17 protein-coding genes are annotated in these 17,582 nt (G+C 70.7%); 9 read left to right on the forward strand and 8 right to left on the reverse strand.

What is annotated here, in order from left to right; all coding sequences use genetic code 11:
- Positions 1-71 precede the first annotated feature (71 nt).
- Entirely contained in the window at positions 72-1,055 is a 984-nt protein-coding gene (locus JHN45_RS25355; RefSeq protein WP_201050751.1) for an alpha/beta fold hydrolase, read from the forward strand.
- A 2-nt stretch (positions 1,056-1,057) separates the two neighbouring features.
- Here JHN45_RS25355 and JHN45_RS25360 read toward each other — a convergent pair whose 3' ends face one another.
- On the reverse strand, positions 1,058-1,708 hold the full coding sequence (locus JHN45_RS25360) for a class I SAM-dependent methyltransferase (protein WP_201050752.1): 651 nt from the start codon (positions 1,706-1,708) through the stop codon (positions 1,058-1,060).
- A 119-nt stretch (positions 1,709-1,827) separates the two neighbouring features.
- A complete protein-coding gene (locus JHN45_RS25365) occupies positions 1,828-3,561 on the reverse strand; it encodes an MFS transporter (protein ID WP_200717288.1) in 1,734 nt (577 codons plus the stop codon).
- A 185-nt stretch (positions 3,562-3,746) separates the two neighbouring features.
- Between JHN45_RS25365 and JHN45_RS25370 the strand changes: the two genes are divergently transcribed.
- The 4 genes from JHN45_RS25370 to JHN45_RS25385 all read left to right on the forward strand — a co-directional run bounded on the left by JHN45_RS25370 (position 3,747) and on the right by JHN45_RS25385 (position 7,991).
- Positions 3,747-4,937: a lipid-transfer protein gene (locus JHN45_RS25370; protein ID WP_201050753.1), complete on the forward strand. Its 1,191-nt coding sequence runs from the start codon at positions 3,747-3,749 to the stop codon at positions 4,935-4,937.
- 64 nt (positions 4,938-5,001) lie between these two features.
- Positions 5,002-6,558, forward strand: coding sequence for an MFS transporter (locus JHN45_RS25375; RefSeq protein WP_236584075.1), 1,557 nt, complete (start codon positions 5,002-5,004; stop codon positions 6,556-6,558).
- A 51-nt stretch (positions 6,559-6,609) separates the two neighbouring features.
- Entirely contained in the window at positions 6,610-7,158 is a 549-nt protein-coding gene (locus JHN45_RS25380; RefSeq protein WP_201050754.1) for a SigE family RNA polymerase sigma factor, read from the forward strand.
- Positions 7,159-7,187: 29 nt separating this feature from the next.
- Complete coding sequence (locus JHN45_RS25385) at positions 7,188-7,991, forward strand: hypothetical protein (protein ID WP_236584077.1); 804 nt, start codon at positions 7,188-7,190, stop codon at positions 7,989-7,991.
- 73 nt (positions 7,992-8,064) lie between these two features.
- On the opposite strand, the gene JHN45_RS25390 is transcribed toward JHN45_RS25385, so the two are convergent.
- Complete coding sequence (locus JHN45_RS25390; protein WP_201050756.1) at positions 8,065-8,439, reverse strand: hypothetical protein; 375 nt, start codon at positions 8,437-8,439, stop codon at positions 8,065-8,067.
- Positions 8,440-8,495: 56 nt separating this feature from the next.
- Positions 8,496-9,128 (reverse strand): response regulator transcription factor, encoded by a 633-nt coding sequence (locus JHN45_RS25395; protein WP_200715555.1) that lies wholly within the window; start codon positions 9,126-9,128, stop codon positions 8,496-8,498.
- Positions 9,129-9,382: 254 nt separating this feature from the next.
- Between JHN45_RS25395 and JHN45_RS25400 the strand changes: the two genes are divergently transcribed.
- On the forward strand, positions 9,383-10,945 hold the full coding sequence (locus JHN45_RS25400; RefSeq protein ID WP_201050757.1) for an alpha-L-arabinofuranosidase B: 1,563 nt from the start codon (positions 9,383-9,385) through the stop codon (positions 10,943-10,945).
- Here the strand turns inward: JHN45_RS25400 and JHN45_RS25405 are convergent.
- Genes JHN45_RS25405 through JHN45_RS25415 form a run of 3 tightly spaced genes read right to left on the reverse strand, consistent with a single transcriptional unit; the run spans position 10,923 to position 13,863 of the window.
- Positions 10,923-12,206: a sensor histidine kinase gene (locus tag JHN45_RS25405; RefSeq protein WP_201050758.1), complete on the reverse strand. Its 1,284-nt coding sequence runs from the start codon at positions 12,204-12,206 to the stop codon at positions 10,923-10,925. The two genes, JHN45_RS25400 and JHN45_RS25405, sit on opposite strands and share 23 nt — an antisense overlap.
- 17 nt (positions 12,207-12,223) lie before the next feature.
- Positions 12,224-12,940 (reverse strand): ABC transporter permease, encoded by a 717-nt coding sequence (locus JHN45_RS25410; RefSeq protein WP_200715548.1) that lies wholly within the window; start codon positions 12,938-12,940, stop codon positions 12,224-12,226.
- Positions 12,940-13,863: an ABC transporter ATP-binding protein gene (locus tag JHN45_RS25415; RefSeq protein ID WP_201050759.1), complete on the reverse strand. Its 924-nt coding sequence runs from the start codon at positions 13,861-13,863 to the stop codon at positions 12,940-12,942. Before JHN45_RS25415 ends, JHN45_RS25410 begins: the two co-directional genes overlap by 1 nt.
- Positions 13,864-14,120: 257 nt before the next feature.
- Between JHN45_RS25415 and JHN45_RS25420 the strand changes: the two genes are divergently transcribed.
- The 3 genes from JHN45_RS25420 to JHN45_RS25430 are packed head-to-tail and all read left to right on the forward strand — an operon-like array spanning position 14,121 to position 17,056.
- Positions 14,121-14,981, forward strand: a complete 861-nt coding sequence (locus JHN45_RS25420; RefSeq protein ID WP_200715550.1) for a MaoC/PaaZ C-terminal domain-containing protein — start codon at positions 14,121-14,123, stop codon at positions 14,979-14,981.
- A 38-nt stretch (positions 14,982-15,019) separates the two neighbouring features.
- Entirely contained in the window at positions 15,020-16,096 is a 1,077-nt protein-coding gene (locus JHN45_RS25425; RefSeq protein ID WP_200715551.1) for a Zn-dependent alcohol dehydrogenase, read from the forward strand.
- A gap of 9 nt (positions 16,097-16,105) precedes the next feature.
- Positions 16,106-17,056 carry a 3-oxoacyl-ACP reductase gene (locus tag JHN45_RS25430; RefSeq protein ID WP_201050760.1) on the forward strand — a complete coding sequence of 317 codons (951 nt, stop codon included), beginning with the start codon at positions 16,106-16,108 and terminating at the stop codon, positions 17,054-17,056.
- Positions 17,057-17,123: 67 nt separating this feature from the next.
- Here the strand turns inward: JHN45_RS25430 and JHN45_RS25435 are convergent, their stop codons facing one another.
- On the reverse strand, positions 17,124-17,282 hold the full coding sequence (locus tag JHN45_RS25435; protein WP_201050761.1) for a hypothetical protein: 159 nt from the start codon (positions 17,280-17,282) through the stop codon (positions 17,124-17,126).
- Positions 17,283-17,582 lie beyond the last annotated feature (300 nt).

Here is a 17,582-nt window from a genome sequence, read left to right on the forward strand (position 1 = left end):
GGCAACAAGAGTCGTCGGCGAGCCGGGTCCGGGCGCAGGATCGGTGGACCAGCCCCCGTCACGGAGGACTCATGACCATGGTCAAGGACGCCGTCCACCGACTCGTTCCCGCTCCCGCCGGCCGTATCCACCTGGTGGAACAGGGCACCGGACCACTGGTCCTGCTGGTGCACGGCTTCCCGGAGTCCTGGTACTCGTGGCGTCACCAGCTCCCGGCGCTGGCCGCGGCCGGCCACCGCGCGGTCGCCGTCGACGTACGCGGCTACGGCCGCTCGTCGAGGCCCGAGAACGTGTCGGCGTACCGCATGCTCGACCTCGTCGAGGACGCCGTCGCCGTGGTGCACGCACTCGGCGAGCGGTCCGCGGTGATCGTCGGCCACGACTGGGGCGCGGGCATCGCCGCCAACGCGGCCCTCCTCAGGCCGGACGTCTTCCGCGCCGTAGGACTGCTGAGCGTCCCCTACACCCCGCGCGGCGGACCGCGCCCCGGCGAGGTCTTCGCCGGCATGGGCGGGGACGAGGAGTTCTACGTCTCCTACTTCCAGGAGCCCGGCCGCGCCGAGGCCGAGATCGAACCGGACGTACGCGGCTGGCTCGCCGGTTTCTACGCCGCCCTCTCCGCCGGCACCATGCCCGGACCCGGCGCCCCCGACCCGCACTTCGTGAGCCGGGCCGGTGGCACCCTGCGCGAGCGCCTGCCGGTCGCGGCCGGGCTGCCCGCCTGGCTGAGCGAGGCCGAACTCGACGTCTACGCGGGGGAGTTCGAGCGGACGGGACTGACCGGAGCCCTCAACCGCTACCGGAACATGGACCGCGACTGGGAGGATCTGGCCGACTTCGACGGCGCGCCCGTCACCCAGCCGTCCCTGTTCCTCGGCGGCTCCCTGGACGCCTCCACCACCTGGCTGGCCGACGCGATCGCCGCGTACCCGGCGACCCTGCCCGGCCTGCGCGGCTCGCACATCCTGGAGGGCTGCGGACACTGGATCCAGCAGGAACGGCCCGCCGAGGTCAACCGGCACCTGACGGAGTGGCTGGCCGGGCTGCCCGGTTGATCTCAGACGCCGGTGCCGGTACGCCGTAGGACCCGCAGCGAGTCCGTCACCGACGCCTCCGTGAACGCACCCGATTCCAGGGCCCGTCGGTACACGCGGTACGGGGCCTGCCCGGTGAACTCGTCCTCCGGGTCCGGGAACACGTCGTGGATGACGAGCAGCCCGCCCTCGGCGACATGGGGCGCCCAGCCCTCGTAGTCGGCGTTCGCGTGCTCGTCGGTGTGACCGCCGTCGATGAAGACGAGCCCGAGGGGAGTGCCCCAGACCCGTGCGACCTGCGGCGACCGTCCGACAAGCGCCACCACATGCTCCTCGAGCCCCGCCCGGTACAGGGTCCTGCGGAACGTGGGCAACGTGTCCATCAGCCCGATCTCCGGGTCGACGGTCTCCGGGTCGTGGTACTCCCACCCCGGCTGCTGCTCCTCACTGCCCCGGTGATGATCGAGCGTGAGCACGGTGACACCGGCCGCACGGGCGGCATCGGCGAGGAGGACGGTGGAACGCCCGCAGTACGTCCCCACCTCCAGCAGGGGCAGCCCGAGCCTTCCGGCTTCCACGGCGGCGGAGTAGAGGGTGAGCCCTTCGCCGACCGGCATGAATCCCTTGGCGTTCTCGAATGCGGCGAGGATTTCAGGCTTGGGTGCCGGGAGCATAGGGGACCTCTCGATCGGGGGTACGCGGTGGTCTTTAGGGGCGCGGGGCCGTATCAATTTGCGGCTTCGCCGCGTGGGCGCGACCAGCCCCCACGCACCCGCACCCGACAAACTACCGACTACGCGCTGACACTCTCACCGGGCAACGAAAGATCCAGGTCAACCGCAACCTCGTCCCCGCCGTGCGTCGCAGACGAGGCAAGGGGCCCATGCCCGGTTGCACGCGCCGCCAGGACATACGCGCCCTGGGACGGGACCGCGAGGGCGTAGGCGCCGTCCTCGTCGGACAACGTCGCCCCCGCTTGCCGCCCCCGCCGATCGATCAACGTGACCTTCGCCCGGGCGACAGGCGAACCGTCGGCGCCCAGAACACGCCCCCGAAACCCCCTCAGCGCCTCCGCCGCGCGCTCAACGTTGGCCTCCTCCTCGCTGCTGAAGTTCAACTGCGGCGCCCGATTCGGCTTCGGGAGGAACAGCGCCATCAGCAGGCCGACGGCAACCGCACCCGTAGCGATCATGAAAGACACCCGGAAGCCATGCATCGTCGGGATGGCGACCCCGCCCACATGGTTCGCGGTGTTGGCCAGCACCATCCCGATCACGGCGCTGGAGACGGACGTACCGATGGACCGCATCAGGGTGTTGAGCCCGTTCGCCGCACCGGTCTCGGACGCCGGCACCGCACCCACGATCAGCGCGGGCAGCGACGAGTACGCGAGACCGATACCGGCGCCCAGGACGACCGCGATGACCAGGCTCTGCCAGGCCGCGCTCATCAGGCCGATGCCCGCGCCGTAGCCGACGCCGATGATCACCATGCCGATGATCAGGGTGACCTTGGGGCCGTACCTCGCCGAGAGACGGGCGTAGACGGGCGCCGTGAACATCATCGTCAGGCCCAGCGGCGCGACCAGCAGACCGGCGGTGACCATCGACTGGCCGAGACCGTAACCCGTGGCCTTCGGCAGCTGGAGGAGCTGGGGCAGGACGAGGGAGACGACGTAGAAGGAGACGCCGACCATGATCGAGGCGAGGTTGGTGAAGAGGACCGCCGGACGGGCCGTGGTGCGCAGGTCCACCAGCGGGGCCTTCAGGCGCAGCTCCATCACGCCCCACAGGAGCAGGACGACGGCCGCCGCGGCGAACAGGCCGAGCGTGGTGCCGGAGGTCCAGCCCCAGTCGCTGCCCTTGGTGATGGGGAGGAGGAAGAGGACGAGGCCGGCGGAGAGGCCGATCGCGCCGAGCACGTCGAAGGTGCCCTCGGCGCGCATCGGGGACTCCGGTACGACGAGGAGGGTGAGGACGATGGCGAGGACACCGAGGCCGGCGGCGCCGTAGAACAGGGCGTGCCAGTCGGCGTGCTGCGCGACCAGGGCGGCGAGGGGGAGCGCGAGGCCGCCGCCGACGCCGATCGAGGAGCTCATCAGGGCCATGGCCGAGCCGAGCTTCTCGCGGGGCAGCATGTCGCGCATCAGGCCGATGCCCAGCGGTATCGCGCCCATCGCGAAGCCCTGGAGCGTACGGCCCGCGATCATCGTGAGGAGATCGCTGGTGAGGGCGCTGACGAGGGCGCCCACGACCATGATGGCCAGGCTGGTGATCAGCATCCGCCGCTTGCCGTAGAGGTCGCCGAGGCGGCCCATGATCGGTGTGGCGACGGCTCCGGACAGGAGCGTCGAGGTCAGGACCCAGGTGGCGTTGCTGGGCTCGGTGCTCAGCAGCTGCGGCAGGTCCTTGATGACCGGGACGAGCAGGGTCTGCATCACCGCGACAACGATGCCCGCGAAGGCGAGCACCGGCACGATGGCGCCGGACGGCCTCCGTGCGGGCTGGTCGGTCGACGTGTGCGTCATGGAGTGAGGCCTCCAGGCCGTAAGTGTGTGAGTGATCCGTGCGGGATAAGTGCACGGTAAACCTCGTATGCATGGGCAACTATTCCGATGCTTCGGCGTACTAACGAATCCTTGACCGTCCCATGAATATCTGATCCATCGTCAGCTCTGGTCATTTACTGGAACGTGTTCTAATCTCGCCCGGCATGAAGGCCTATGTCGCCGGCGTCGGCATGACGAAGTTCGAGAAGCCGGAAAGCCGTGAGTGGCAGTACTGGGACATGGTCCGCGAGGCCGGGAACGCCGCCCTCGCGGACGCCGGGATCTCCTACGGCGACGTAGAACAGGTTCCGATCGGCTACTGCTTCCAGCCCTCGACCGCCGGCCAGCGCGCCGCCTATGAGCTAGGTCTCACCGGCATCCCCGTCTACAACGTCAACAACAACTGCGCCACGGGTTCGACCGCCCTGATGCTCGCCCGACAACTCGTCGAGGGCGGCGCCGCCGACTGCGTACTGGCGGTGGGCTTCGAGAAGATGAAGCGCGGCGCGCTCGGCGGCGGCACCGACGGCGGCGACTTCGCCACGTCCCCCGTCGCCCGCCACTACGGCATCATGGCCGCCCGGCACGGCTTCGAGATGACCCCGCCCACCGCCCAGATCTTCGGCGACGCGGCCCGCGAACACATGGAGAAGTACGGCACGACCGAGGCACAGCTCGCCGCCGTCGCCGCCAAGAACCACCGGCACTCCGCGCACAACCCGTACGCCCAGTTCCAGGACGTCCACGACGTCGACGACATCCTCGCGTCCCGGGTCGTCCACCACCCGCTGACGAAACTCCAGTGCTCACCGACCTCGGACGGGGCCGCGGCGGCGGTCGTCGTCTCCGAACGCTTCGCACAGTCGAGGGAGCTGGCCGGTCCGCTGGTCGAGATCGTCGCCCAGGCGATGACCACCGACACCGAGGACTCCTTCTCCTCCGGCTCCTGCATCGACGTCGTAGGACAGCCCATGTCCCGGGCCGCCGCCCGCCAGGTCTACGAACGCTCCGGACTCGGCATCGAGGACGTGGACGTCGTGGAACTCCACGACTGCTTCTCGATCAACGAGCTGCTGACGTACGAGGCCCTCGGCATGTGCGCCCCCGGGGAGTCCGGGAAGCTCGTCGAGTCCGGGGGGACGACGTACGGCGGGCGATGGGTGGTCAACCCGTCCGGCGGGCTGATCTCCAAGGGGCATCCGCTGGGGGCCACCGGGATCGCCCAAGTCGCCGAGCTGGTGTGGCAGTTGAGGGGCACGGCGGGAGAGCGGCAGGTGCCGGGGGCCGAGGTGGGGCTCGCCCACAACATCGGGCTGGGCGGGGCGGCGGTGGTGACGTTGCTGCGGGCGACGTAGGTCTTACGACGGGCCCGTGGTCAGGGCGAAATGCCGATGCAAGGGGCGCGGGCCGGTTGAGAGTATGACGACCATGCCCCGAGCCGCTGATGCCTCCCCAATAGCCCGCCCGCCCCGACAGGGTTCCACGCCACCCGCCGCCTGGCTGGTCGTGGCGCTCGCGTGCGCCGGACAGTTCCTCGTCGTGCTCGACGTGTCCGTCGTCAATGTCGCCCTGCCGTCCATGCGGGCCGACCTGGGCATGAGCGCGTCCGGACTGCAGTGGGTCGTCAACGCGTACGCCATCGCCTTCGCCGGGTTCATGCTGCTCGGCGGACGCGCCGGAGACCTCTACGGCCGCAAGCGGATGTTCCTCGTCGGGCTCGCGCTGTTCACCCTGGCCTCGCTGGCCGGGGGACTGGCCCAGGACGGCTGGCAACTGCTCCTCGCCCGGGCCGCGCAGGGACTCGGCGCCGCCGTGCTGGCGCCCTCGACGCTGACGATCGTCACCTCGGCGGTGCCGGAGGGCGCGGCCCGCGCCCGGGCCATCGCCACCTGGACGGCCGTCGGCGCCGGTGGCGGGGCCGCCGGAGGACTCGTCGGCGGAGTGCTCGTCGACACGCTGTCGTGGCGGTGGGTGCTGCTGATCAACGTGCCCGTCGGCGCGGTGGTTCTGGCCAGCTCGCTGAGGTGGCTCCCGGAGAGCCGGGCCGGTGACGGCCGCCGCCTCGACCTGCCGGGTGCCGTCCTGGTCACGGCGGGCCTCGGGGCGCTGGCGTACGGCATCTCGCAGACCGAGGCCGAGGGGTGGACGGCCGCCGCGACCCTGGCCCCGCTGGCCGCCGGACTCGCTCTGGTCGCGCTCTTCCTGGTCGTCGAGGCCCGCACGGCGGCGCCGCTGATGCCGCTCGGGCTGTTCCGGTCGCGGGCGGTGTCGTCGGCCAACGCGGCGATGTTCCTGAGCGGCTCCGCGATGTTCTGCATGTGGTTCTTCATGACGCTCTACGCGCAGAACGTCCTCGGCTACACCCCGCTGGAGGCCGGGCTCGCACTGGTGCCCAGCTCCCTCGCCGTCCTCGTCGGCTCCAAGTCGGCACCCCGCTTCATGCCGCTCCTCGGCGCGCGCAACGTCGCCGTCCTCGGGACGCTGATCGCGGCGGTGGGCTTCGGCTGGCAGTCGCAGATGACCGCGCGGGGCGACTATCTGACGGAGATCATGTTCCCCGGAATCCTGATGATGCTGGGCGCGGGCCTGACCGCCACCCCGCTCGCCGCGCTCGCCACGTCCGGAGCCGCGCCGGGGGAGGCCGGTCTCGTCTCCGGGCTGGTCAACACCTCGCGCACGATGGGGGGTTCGCTGGGCCTCGCCGTGATGTCGACGATCGCGGCGGCGCGGGCGGCGGAGGCCGCGGGCCGCGGCGGGAGTACGCCGGAGGCGCTGACGGAGGGGTACGCGCTGGCGTTCCGTACCGGGGCGGGGGTGCTGCTGGGCGGGGTGGTGCTGATGGCGGTGTGGCTGCCGTGGCGCAGGGCGGCGGCGCCGGCGGCCGTGGGCGCGGTGCCCGCGGCGAGCGCGGACGGCGATGTCGTGGCGGACGCGGCGGACACCGAGGGCGCGGCTTCCACGAGTTTCGAGAAGTGAGGCAACGGTCCGGGCGGCTCATGGACTCCTTTAGACATCTAGGAGGTGCCCATGGGGGATCGCAAGGAGGCTCGGGGGACTCGGGATGACGAGTTCCAGAGCTTCGTCATCGGCCGCTGGCCGCGGTTGATGCGGACGGCATTTCTACTGACGGGGGAGCAGCATGCCGCGGAGGATCTGGTCCAGTCGACGTTGGAACAGGTCTTCGTGGCCTGGCGCAAGGTCGGCTCGGCGGACGATCCGGAGGCGTATGTACGGCGCGTGATGATCAACGCGCACGCACGCAAACACCGCAGACGGCTCAAGGAGTTCCTGGCCCCGAAGGACGACTCGGGACTGGTGCGCGAGATCGCCGACACCGGTGACCGCATCGCCCAGGCCGAGGACCGCAACGCCCTGCTGAAGGCACTGGCCCAACTGCCCCCGAGGCAGCGGGAGGCGGTGGTGCTGCGGTACTGGGAGGACCTGACCGAGACACAGACGGCGCAGGCGATGGGCTCTTCCGTCGGCGCGGTGAAGAGCAACGCGGCCAAGGGGATCGCGAAACTCCGCGCCATACCAGGACTCGCCGAGACGGTGACGCAGGGAGGGTCGAAGTGATGAGCGCGGACCGGGAGACGAACCACACCATGACGGACAGAGACATCGCCTTCCTGCTGGCCGACGCGGCGGACGAGGTCGAGATCGGCATAGCCCCCTACCAGGCGGTGATCCGCGGCGGCCGTCGCCGCCGGGCCCGCCGCTGGGCGCTCGCCACGGCCGCGGCACTGGTGATCACGGGCGCGTCGGGCACCCTCGCACTGGCCTCGCTGCGCGACACCGGCGGGGCGGAGGTGACGCCCGCGGTGTCCCAGAAGCCGACCCGGCCGTCGACACCGGAGGAGCGGCATGTGTACGTGCCGCAGGAGACGATGCTCGGGACGGGCACCGACAAGGGCAAGGACTGGTACGTCACGGTCGACGTGTGGGGTGCCCCACGCACCAAGGCGGAGGCCCAGGCCCAGCTGACCGCCATGTCCATCCGCGGCGATGAGCCCTGGGACAAGGACAACGCGTCCGCACTGATCGGCAAGGTCACGTACTTCGTGCAGCAGTCGTACGGGAGCGGAGACCCGACGTTCCTGATGGGTGACTCGGCCTCCCCTCAGGACACCATGGCGGGCACGGACCTCAAGTCGGGCGCGTCCACTCTGGACCCGAAGAAGACCGGCGGCCCCCAGCGACTGGTGGTCGGTCAGGTCGCCAAGACCGCGCGGACGGTCCAGTGCACCTGGAAGGACGGCACGTCCACCGAGGCCCACCGGGTGGCTTCGGGGGCCGATGTCAACAGCGACGAGGCGACGATCCGCCCGGCGGCCGGCTCTCCGGACAACTGGTTCGTGTGCGTCGCTCCGGAGGGGACGTCGTTCGACTCGGTGAAGGTGACGAAGTAGGAAGCAGGAGCTGCCCGGCCGCTCCCTCGGCAGGTCCGGGGCGGGGGAGCGGCCGGCGGCACATCGTCCTGGCCTACTCGGCCGGTCGCTTCCCGTAGTAGGGGCTGACGGTCCGGGCCAGCTTCCGCTGAATCACCCGCAGCATCCTGATCGTGGTCTCGTCGTCGCGCCCGGTGGTGGTCTGCCACTCGACACCCGACCCGGCGAGGTCACTGACGAAGACGATCTCCGTGGCGAGGAGGATCCGCGCCCAGTCCGCCGCGCCGAGCGGGGTGTCCTCGCTCAGCGCGCTCCGGAGCCGTCGGCACTGGTCGAGTAGATCGTGCTGCCCGGCGAACCCCATTCCTACGGCGAGTTGATCGCTGCAGTGCGCGGGGCCACCCCACTCCAGGAGCGCCCGCCCCAGCAACGTGACCTCGTCCGCGGCCAACAGCTCACTGGCCCTCACCGTGCCCTGCACCTCGGGTTCGCCCCTTCCTGCCCGTCCGTTGAGGTGCATCCGCCCTACAACCACCCCTGTTGGCGGGCCTCCCGCATCGCCTCCATGCGGTTGCGGGTGGCCGTCTTGCCGATCGCCGACGAGAGGTAGTTGCGGACGGTGGACTCGGAGAGGTGGAGCTTCGTGGCGATGTCGGAGACCGTCGCGCCGTCCACAGAGGCCTTGAGGACGTCGCATTCGCGGGCGGTGAGCGGGTTCGGGCCCGCGCTCAGCGCGGCGGCGGCCAGTGCCGGGTCGATGACCGTCTCGCCGGTGAGGACGCGGCGGATCGCGGCGGCGAGGTCTTCCACCGGGCCGTCCTTCACGAGGAAGCCGGCCGCGCCCGCCTCCATCGCTCGGCGGAGGTAGCCGGGGCGGCCGAAGGTCGTGAGGATCAACACCCGGCAGTCGGGGGCCTGTTCGCGGAGTTCGGCGGCGGCGTCGAGGCCGCTCATGCCGGGGAGTTCGATGTCGAGGAGGGCCACGTCGGGGCGGTGGATCAGGGCGGCGTCCACGATCGCGTCGCCCCTTCCGACCTGGGCGACGACCTCCAGGTCCGCCTCCATGCCGAGCAGCAGGGCGAGGGCGCCGCGCATCATGCCCTGGTCCTCGGCGAGCAGCACTCTGACGGACTTGGCGGGCCGGTGGTCCCGGGGCATCTCATCCACGGGGTAAGGGTAAGGCCCGGAGCGGTTATCAAAAACTCTTCATTGTTCGCGTCCGCGAGTCTTGACGGTCTTCGGCTGCGGGCAAACAATCGCCTCGGCATTCCGCCGACGCCATGGAATTTCCCGAACAGAGCCGCTTTCGGAAAACTTTCGACAGTTCGACATTTCGATCGCGAATGGGTTCGGCATTTCGATCGAACGGCGTTCGGTATATCGACCAGCCCCTCCAGAAAAAGAGGTGCACCGTGTTCTTGAGACTCCTCCGCACTCGGCCACGCCGGCTGAGAAACGCGACCCTGGCCGCACTGTCGGCGCTCGTGACCGTCCTCGCACTGGCCGTAGGCGTTCCGCAGGCGTCGGCCGCCGGCTCGCTCCCGTGCGACATCTACGCCACGGCCGGGACGCCGTGCGTCGCCGCGCACAGTCTCGTCCGGGCGCTCTACTCGTCGTACAACGGCTCGCTCTACCAGGTGCAGCGCGCCTCCGACAGCGCCACCGCGAACATCGGGCTGCTGGCGGCCGGGGGATACGCCAACGCGGCGGCCCAGGACTCGTTCTGTTCCGGTACGACGTGCATCATCACCAAGATCTACGACCAGTCGGCGCGCCACAACGACCTCACGATCGAGGGAGCGGGCGGGGCCGGCGTCGCCGATGTCGGGTCGCCCGCGGACGCGCTGCCGGTGACCGTCGGCGGGCACCAGGTCTACGGCCTGGAGATCTCCGCCGGGATGGGCTACCGCGACAACTCCACCTCGGGTGTGGCGACGAACGGCGCCGCCGAGGGGATGTACATGGTGACCTCGGGCACCCACGTCAACGGCAGTTGCTGCTTCGACTACGGCAACGCCGAGACCAACAACCAGGACACCGGTAACGGGCACATGGACGCGATCAACTTCGGTACCGAGTGCTGGTTCGCGCCCTGCTACGGCAGCGGTCCCTGGGTGCAGGCCGACCTGGAGAACGGGCTGTTCCAGTCGGACTCCGGGTACAGCAAGAACACGGCGAACACCGGCACCGGAGCGATGCCTTTCGTCACCGCTTTGCTGAAAAACAACGGTCAGGACCATTTCGCGCTGAAATACGGAAACGCCCAGTCGGGGAGTCTCACGACCACCTATTCCGGGGGTGAGCCCACCACGAGCGGTTACTCGCCCATGCACCAGGAGGGCGCGATCGTCCTCGGCACCGGCGGGGACAACAGCAACGGCTCCATCGGCTCGTTCTTCGAGGGCGTCATGACGGCCGGCATCCCGACGGACGCCGCCGACAACTCCGTACAGGCCAACATCGTGTCCGTCGGCTACGGCGGCTCGACCGGCACCACCGGGACGCTCGCGGCCGGTTCGGAGATCTCGCTGCGGGCGACCACCTCGTGCTGCACGGCCGACTACATCCGCCACCAGAACAACGCGGCGGTCCTCTCGGCCATCACGTCCAGCAGCGCGGCCCTCGGCAAGGGCGACGCCACCTGGATCGTCCGCAGGGGACTCGCCGACAGCTCCTGCTACTCCTTCGAGTCGCGGAACTACCCCGGTGACTTCCTGCGCCACTACAACTACCAGCTCTACCGCCAACCCATGGTCGGTACCGCGCAGTTCAGACAGGACGCGACGTTCTGCGCGTCGACCGGCAAGAGCGGCACGGGCACCTCGTTCGCGTCGTACAACTACCCGACCAGATACCTCCGGCACTACAACTACAACGTCTACATAGCGAGCGACGGCGGCTCGAACGCCTTCGACAGCGCCACCTCGTGGACGGACGACGTGAGTTGGGTCGTCACGGCTCCCTGGGCGCCGTAGTCCCCGTCGTAGTCACGACGTGAGACGTCAAGTCCGTCTGCTCCACCGGGAGTTCGGCGGTCACCGTGAAGCCGCCGCGCGGCGACGGGCCGGCCCGCAGGGAGCCGCCCGCCGCCGCGAGGCGTTCGGTGAGCCCCTTCAGACCGGTTCCGCCGATTCCCTCGGCGGGACCGGGCACAGCGGAGTCGCCGGTGCCGTCGTCCGCGACGGTCAGGCGGGCGCGGTCCAGGACGCCGTCGAGGGTGATCTCGCAGCGGGCCGCGCCGCTGTGCCGTACGACGTTGGTGACCGCCTCGCGGACCACCCAGCCGAGCAGGGCCTCGGTCTGAGGGGTCAGCGGCGGGCCCGACTGGCGGACCACCGGGTCGATGTCGGCGGCGGACAACGCGGAGCGGGCGCGGTCCAGTTCGGTGGCGAGACTGCCCTCGCGATAGCCGGTGACGGCCTCGCGGATCTCGGTGAGCGCCTGCCGGCCGACGGCCTCGATGTCGGTGATCTGGCCGAGCGCGGCCTCCATGTCACGGGGTGCGAGCCGCCGGGCCGCCTCCGACTTCACCACGATCACCGAGAGGGTGTGGCCGAGCAGGTCGTGCAGGTCGCGGGAGAAGCGCATACGTTCCTTCTCGACCGCGCGGCGAGCCAACTCCTCGCGGGCGGCACGCAGTTCGCGTACGGCCTCGGAGAGGGAGAGGATCGCGGCGGTCACCATCGTCGACAGGAACGTGCCGTAGGCGACGTTGATCGCGTCCCAGCCCGCCCGGTAGATGGAGACCGCGGCGGCGAGCGCGGTCAGCGCGAGGCCGACCTGGCCGAGGCGCGGGCCGCGTACGACGGCTCCCGTGGCGAGGCCGAGCAGCGGGAAGAAGTAGAGCCAGCTGCCGCCGTAGCCGAGGGCGAGGCCGCAGGTGATCAGGCCCATCAGGACCAGTGCGACCCGGGTCGAGACCGCCGCGCGCGTCTCTTTCACGAAGGCGCGGAACACGACGTAGATGTAGAGGGAGTTGAAGGCGAACAGGCCCAGACCGCCGATCCAGGGGTTGGAGGTCTTGCCCTGGAGGAGGTTGGAGAAGGAGCCCATGCCCATGAGCAGCCAGGGCAGCAGGGTGAAGCCGGTCGGTGGCGGGCCGGGGTTCTCGGGCCACTCGCCCTTGCGGCGGGCCTCCTTCTGTGCGGCCTTGAACTCCTTCATGTCGGCCCGCCACTGGGTCCGCGCCGCCCGCCAGGCGTGTACCTGGCACCTGATCCCTCGCATCCAGGTCATCTCTCCCGCTCCCCCGGTCACACGGTCCGCCCGGTCCGGCGGTACGCCAGCACAGCGTACGAACCGAACGCGAGCAGCCAGGCCGTCAGTACCACGATCGCGCCGAGCGCGGGGGCGTGCCCGTCGGCGACGGAGGTGCCGAGCTGGGCGAAGCGGTTGGTGGGGGTGTACTTCGAGATCGCGCGCAGCCAGCCGGGGAACAGGCTGATCGGGAACCATAGGCCGCCGATCACCGCGAGCCCGAGGTTGCAGGCCATGTTGGCGACGCCGGTGGTCTGGGAGGTGAGGCCGTAGCCGTTGCCCAGGCCGAGCAGGGTGAAGGGGACCGAGCCCAGCCACAGCAGCAGCGCGATCAGCGCCCACTGCCAGGCGGCCAGCCGTACGCCGTTGACCAGACCGCCCGCCGCGAGCACCGCGACGATCGCCGGCAGCACGGTCACCGAGCCGGTCAGCGCCCGGCCCAGCACGACCTGGCGCGGGGTCATCGGCGTCACCCGCAACTGCCGCAGCCAGCCGATCGCCCGGTCCTCGGCGACCCCGCCCCCGGTGTTGAGCGCGGAGCCGACCGCGCCGTAGGCGGCCATACCGACCATCGCGGTGGCCTTGTAGCCGCTGTCGTCGCCGCCGAGGTTGGTGAACAGCAGATACATCATCACGGGCATCGCGACACCGCCGATCACGAAGCCGATGTCACGCAGGGTCCGGCGGACTTCGAGGCGCAGGTAGTCGAGCATCACACCGTCTCCAGTTCATGTGCCGTGAGTGCCAGGAACGCGTCGTCCAGGGACGCCGGGGTGACCTCCAGGCCGCGGATCGCGTCCAGGTCCGCCAGCGCGCGTACCGTCGCGTCCGAGTCGTCGGTGCGCAACAGGGCGCGGTCGCCCCGGACTTCGAGGGTGCGTACGCCGGGGAGTTGAGCCAGGCCCTCGGTGGGGCGGCCTGCCAGGTCGATGGAGACCAGGCTGCCGCCGGCCGCGCGCTTGAGGTGTTCGCCGGTGCCGTCGGCGACGATCCGGCCGTGGTCGACGACGACGATCCGGTCGGCGTGCGCGTCGGCCTCCTCCAGGTAGTGCGTGGAGAACAGGACCGTGTGGCCGCGCCGCGCGAAGCCCCGCATCGACTGCCAGAACGCGTGCCGCGCCTCCACGTCCAGCGCGGCGGTCGGCTCGTCCAGCACGATCAGCGAGGGGTTCCCGGCCAGTGCCACGGCGAACCGCACCCGCTGCGTCTGCCCGCCCGACAGCCGGTCCACCCGCCGCCCCGCCAGCTCACCGATCCCGGCCAGCTCCAGGGCCCGCGCGACGGGCATCGGTGCCGGATAGCGCCGGGCGACGAACGCGACCAGCTCGCCGACGGTGACCCGGGGCACCGCCCGCGCCTCCTGCAGCATCGCCCCGACCAGGCCGCCGCGTACGGCCAACTCCGGTGCCGCGCCGAACAGTTCGACCGTGCCGGCGTCGGGCGCGTTCAGCCCGAGCAGCAGCGAGATCGCCGTCGACTTGCCCGCGCCGTTGCGCCCGAGCAGCGCGACCGTCTCGCCGCGCCCGATCTCCAGGTCCACCCCGTCGACGGCACGCACCGCACCGAAGGTCTTGACCGCCCCCGCGAAGGACACGGCCCGGTCTGTGCCACCGGTTGTCCCACCTGTCTGTGTCATGGGTACGACGCTACGAAGCCGCACCCCTCGCGCGGCAGATGCGCTTGTACGGACTCGGGCAGGACAAATGTCACCGGTCCTCAGCCGCGGCACCCGGACCTGACACAGTGTCAGGAGCCTTCACAACTGCCGGGTGCTGGGCTATACAAGGGTCGCCGGACTGGAACGCGTTCTAGGTCGGCCCGTGACGACCTCGGTGCGGCCGACGGTGCGGACGGCCGCACCGAGGTCTTCGACCACCGGCGATCAGGAGCCCCATGCCCATCGACGCAGCCCTGGCCCTCGCGGCCGAACCCCGGACCGGCGAGATCTCCTGGACCACCAAGGACGTCCAGCTCTACCACCTCGGCCTCGGCGCGGGCACCCCGGCGACCGACCCCGACGAGCTGCGCTACACCCTGGAGTCCCGGCTGCACGTCCTGCCGAGCTTCGCCACCGTCGCGGGCAACGGCTCGCCCGGCGTGATCAGCGGTCTGTCCATGCCCGGCATCGAGGTCGACCTCGCCCGCGTCCTGCACGGCGGCCAGTCCCTGCGCCTGCACCGGCCCATCCCGGCGAAGGGCACCGCGACCAGCACCGGACACATCGCCGCCGTCTACGACAAGGGCAAGGCGGCCGTCCTCGTCATGCGCACCGAAGTCGCCGACGCCGACGGCCCGTTGTGGACCAACGACGCGCAGATCTTCGTACGGGGAGAGGGAGGGTGGGGTGGCGACCGCGGGCCCTCCACCCGCCTCGAACCCCCGACGGGCGCCCCGGACAAGGTGGTTGAGCGCGCCATCCGCGAGGACCAGGCCCTCCTGTACCGCCTCTCCGGTGACTGGAACCCGCTGCACGCCGACCCCGAGTTCGCCAAGGTCGCCGGGTTCGACCGGCCCATCCTGCACGGTCTGTGCACCTACGGCATGACGCTCAAGGCCGTCGTCGACACCCTGCTCGACGGCGATGTGACGCGGGTGCGCGGCTACGACACCCGGTTCGCCGGAGTCGTCTACCCCGGCGAGACCCTGCGCATCCGCATGTGGCGCCTCGGCGACACCGAGGTGCGGGTCGCGGTGAGCGCCGTCGAGCGGGACGACGCGCCCGTCCTCGCCGACACGACCGTCGAACACTCCTGAACCAGGCCCGAGTTGAGCAGAGTCGAGGGGAGCGCCCCATGCGCGCAGCCGTACTGCACGAGATAGGCCAGGACAAACTGGAAGTCCTCGACGACGTCGAGGCGACGGGCTTCGGACCCGGCCGGGTCAGGATCCGGGTGCGCGCCACGGGGCTGTGCCACTCGGACCTGTCCGCGATGGCCGGCGTACTGCCGCAGCCGGCACCGTTCGTGCCCGGCCACGAGGGCGCCGGCGAGATCCTCGAAGTCGGCGAGGGCGTCAGCCACTTGAAGCCCGGTGACCGGGTCGTCGTCTGCTGGCTGCCGGCCTGCGGTGTGTGCGCCGCCTGCAAGCGCGGCCAGACCCAGCTGTGTCTGGCCGGGTTCATGAACGCGGGCACCCCCAACTTCAGGCGCCCCGGTGGCGATGTGTTCGGCTTCGCGGGCACCGGCACCTTCGCCGAGGAGGTCGTCGTCGACGCGGGCTGCGCGGTGCCGATCCCCGACGACGTGCCCTTCGACATCGCCGCCCTCATCGGCTGCGGGGTCACCACCGGACTCGGCGCCGCCCTCAACACCGCCGACGTGGAGGCCGGTTCGTCGGTCGCCGTGATCGGCTGCGGGGGAGTAGGCATCTCGGCGATCCAGGGCGCCCGGCTCAAGGGCGCCGCCGAGATCGTCGCCGTCGACCCGGTCGCCTCGCGCCGCGAGTCCGCCCTCAAGTTCGGTGCCACCAGGGCGGTCTCACCGGACGAGCTGCCCGCCGCCAAGCAGGAGGTCACCGCCGGCGAGGGCTTCGACTACGTCTTCGAGGTCGTCGGCCGCTCCGCCACCGCCCGCACCGCCTACGAGAACACCCGGCGCGGCGGCACCCTCGTCATCGTCGGCGCGGGCGCCCTCGACGACTTCCTCCAACTCAGCATGTTCGAGCTGTTCTTCGACGAGAAGCGCATCCTGCCCTCGATGTACGGCGGGGGAGACGTGCTGCGTTCCTACGAGCGCACCATCGCCCTGTGGCGGGCGGGCCGCGTCGACCTGGAGAGCCTGATCACCCACCGGGTGCCGCTCGCCGACATCAACGAGGCCTTGGACCAGATGCGTTCGGGGACGGCCCTGCGCACCTGCATCGAGATCTGAAGGCCGGTCATGACGCTGCCACTTGAGGGCCTGGTCGCGATCGTCACCGGTGCCGGACGCGGGCTCGGCCGGGCCGAGGCGCTGGAACTCGCCCGGCTCGGCGCGGCCGTGGTCGTCAACGACTACGGCCAGCCCGGCCGGGACGGCTCCGGTGAGGCCTCCGCGGGTCCCGCCGAACAGGTCGCCGCCGAGATCCGTGAGGCGGGCGGCCGGGCCGTCGCCCACACCGGTGACGTGGCCGACAGCCAACAGGCGAGCCGGCTGGTCGAGTTGGCGGTCGACGAGCTCGGCGGGCTCGACATCCTCGTCAACAACGCGGGCATCCTGCGCGACCGCATGGTCTTCTCCATGACGGAGGGCGAGTGGGACTCGGTGATCCGGGTCCACCTCAAGGGCCATTTCAACACGACCCACTTCGCGTCGGCGCACTGGCGCCGGCGGTCCAAGGAGACGGGCGCGCCGGTGTACGGCCGGATCGTGAACACCTCGTCCGAGGCGTTCCTCGCCGGTTCCGCCGGACAGCCCAACTACGCGGCGGCGAAAGGCGGGATCGTCGGCCTGACCACCTCCACCGCGCTCGCGCTGGCCAAGTACGGCGTCACCGCGAACGCCATCTGCCCGCGCGCCCGCACCCGGATGACCGAGGACGTCTTCGCCGGTTTCCAGGAACCCGAGGACGGCCTCGACCCGCTCGCCCCCGAGCATGTCGCCCCGCTCGTCGGCTACTTGGCCTCACCCGCCGCCGCCCGGATCAACGGACAGCTGCTCGTGGTCCACGGCGGCATGGTCGCGATCGTCGAACGCCCCCAAGTGCAGGCCAAGTTCGACAGCAAGCAGGACACCTTCACCTACGACGAGCTGGACGCCGTACTCACTCCGCACTACGCCCGGCGGCCGGCGGGGGAGACGTTCGCGGCGGCCGAGGTGCTCGGGCTCAAGCGGGAGCCGGGCGGAGCGTAGGGAACGCGACGGCCCCGCCCGTCCGAGGACGAGCGGGGCCGTGTGGTGCAAGGTGCCTGACGTACCGTCAGGCGTTCGCGTACTCGGACTGCTCGGACGGCTTGCGGTGACGGCCGTGGGCGGCCGAGTCGCCGTCCTGCGCCGAGACCGGGCCCCGGTGCTTGCCGTGACCGGAGGTGTCCTGGGCGTCGGCGGACATCGTCTGTGCGGTGCTCGTGTCGTTCATCGGAAACTTCACCCCGTAGTAACAAGATCCTTCATACAGCTCGGCGATCTTATCCAGCCGTTCCGGGGCCGACGCGAGGCGGACCGCCGTCCGGAACGACTTCGTTACCGAGTCGCACCACTTTGTTACCCGACCGCCACCCGGCCTTTGAGCGGCGCCTCCCGCAACGGCACCGGACGCGGCGCGACCGGCACCGGAGGATCCGGTTCGGACGGTTGCGACGGCTCGGGCGCGGCCTCCCCAGGCGCGCCCACCGTCCCGTCCCGAACCGGATCCCCCGGGCGTGTTTCCCCCGTACCC

The organism is Streptomyces sp. MBT53 (genome assembly GCF_016654115.1).
GTDB lineage: Bacteria > Actinomycetota > Actinomycetes > Streptomycetales > Streptomycetaceae > Streptomyces.

Coding starts and splice junctions, on each gene's coding strand:
- JHN45_RS25355 (WP_201050751.1), top strand. CDS start 72: ATGACCATGGTCAAGGACGCCGTCCACCGACTCGTTCCCGCTCCCGCC.
- JHN45_RS25360 (WP_201050752.1), bottom strand. CDS start 1,708: ATGCTCCCGGCACCCAAGCCTGAAATCCTCGCCGCATTCGAGAACGCC.
- JHN45_RS25365 (WP_200717288.1), bottom strand. CDS start 3,561: ATGACGCACACGTCGACCGACCAGCCCGCACGGAGGCCGTCCGGCGCC.
- JHN45_RS25370 (WP_201050753.1), top strand. CDS start 3,747: ATGAAGGCCTATGTCGCCGGCGTCGGCATGACGAAGTTCGAGAAGCCG.
- JHN45_RS25375 (WP_236584075.1), top strand. CDS start 5,002: ATGACGACCATGCCCCGAGCCGCTGATGCCTCCCCAATAGCCCGCCCG.
- JHN45_RS25380 (WP_201050754.1), top strand. CDS start 6,610: ATGGGGGATCGCAAGGAGGCTCGGGGGACTCGGGATGACGAGTTCCAG.
- JHN45_RS25385 (WP_236584077.1), top strand. CDS start 7,188: ATGACGGACAGAGACATCGCCTTCCTGCTGGCCGACGCGGCGGACGAG.
- JHN45_RS25395 (WP_200715555.1), bottom strand. CDS start 9,128: ATGCCCCGGGACCACCGGCCCGCCAAGTCCGTCAGAGTGCTGCTCGCC.
- JHN45_RS25405 (WP_201050758.1), bottom strand. CDS start 12,206: ATGACCTGGATGCGAGGGATCAGGTGCCAGGTACACGCCTGGCGGGCG.
- JHN45_RS25410 (WP_200715548.1), bottom strand. CDS start 12,940: ATGCTCGACTACCTGCGCCTCGAAGTCCGCCGGACCCTGCGTGACATC.
- JHN45_RS25415 (WP_201050759.1), bottom strand. CDS start 13,863: ATGACACAGACAGGTGGGACAACCGGTGGCACAGACCGGGCCGTGTCC.
- JHN45_RS25420 (WP_200715550.1), top strand. CDS start 14,121: ATGCCCATCGACGCAGCCCTGGCCCTCGCGGCCGAACCCCGGACCGGC.
- JHN45_RS25425 (WP_200715551.1), top strand. CDS start 15,020: ATGCGCGCAGCCGTACTGCACGAGATAGGCCAGGACAAACTGGAAGTC.
- JHN45_RS25430 (WP_201050760.1), top strand. CDS start 16,106: ATGACGCTGCCACTTGAGGGCCTGGTCGCGATCGTCACCGGTGCCGGA.
- JHN45_RS25435 (WP_201050761.1), bottom strand. CDS start 17,282: ATGAACGACACGAGCACCGCACAGACGATGTCCGCCGACGCCCAGGAC.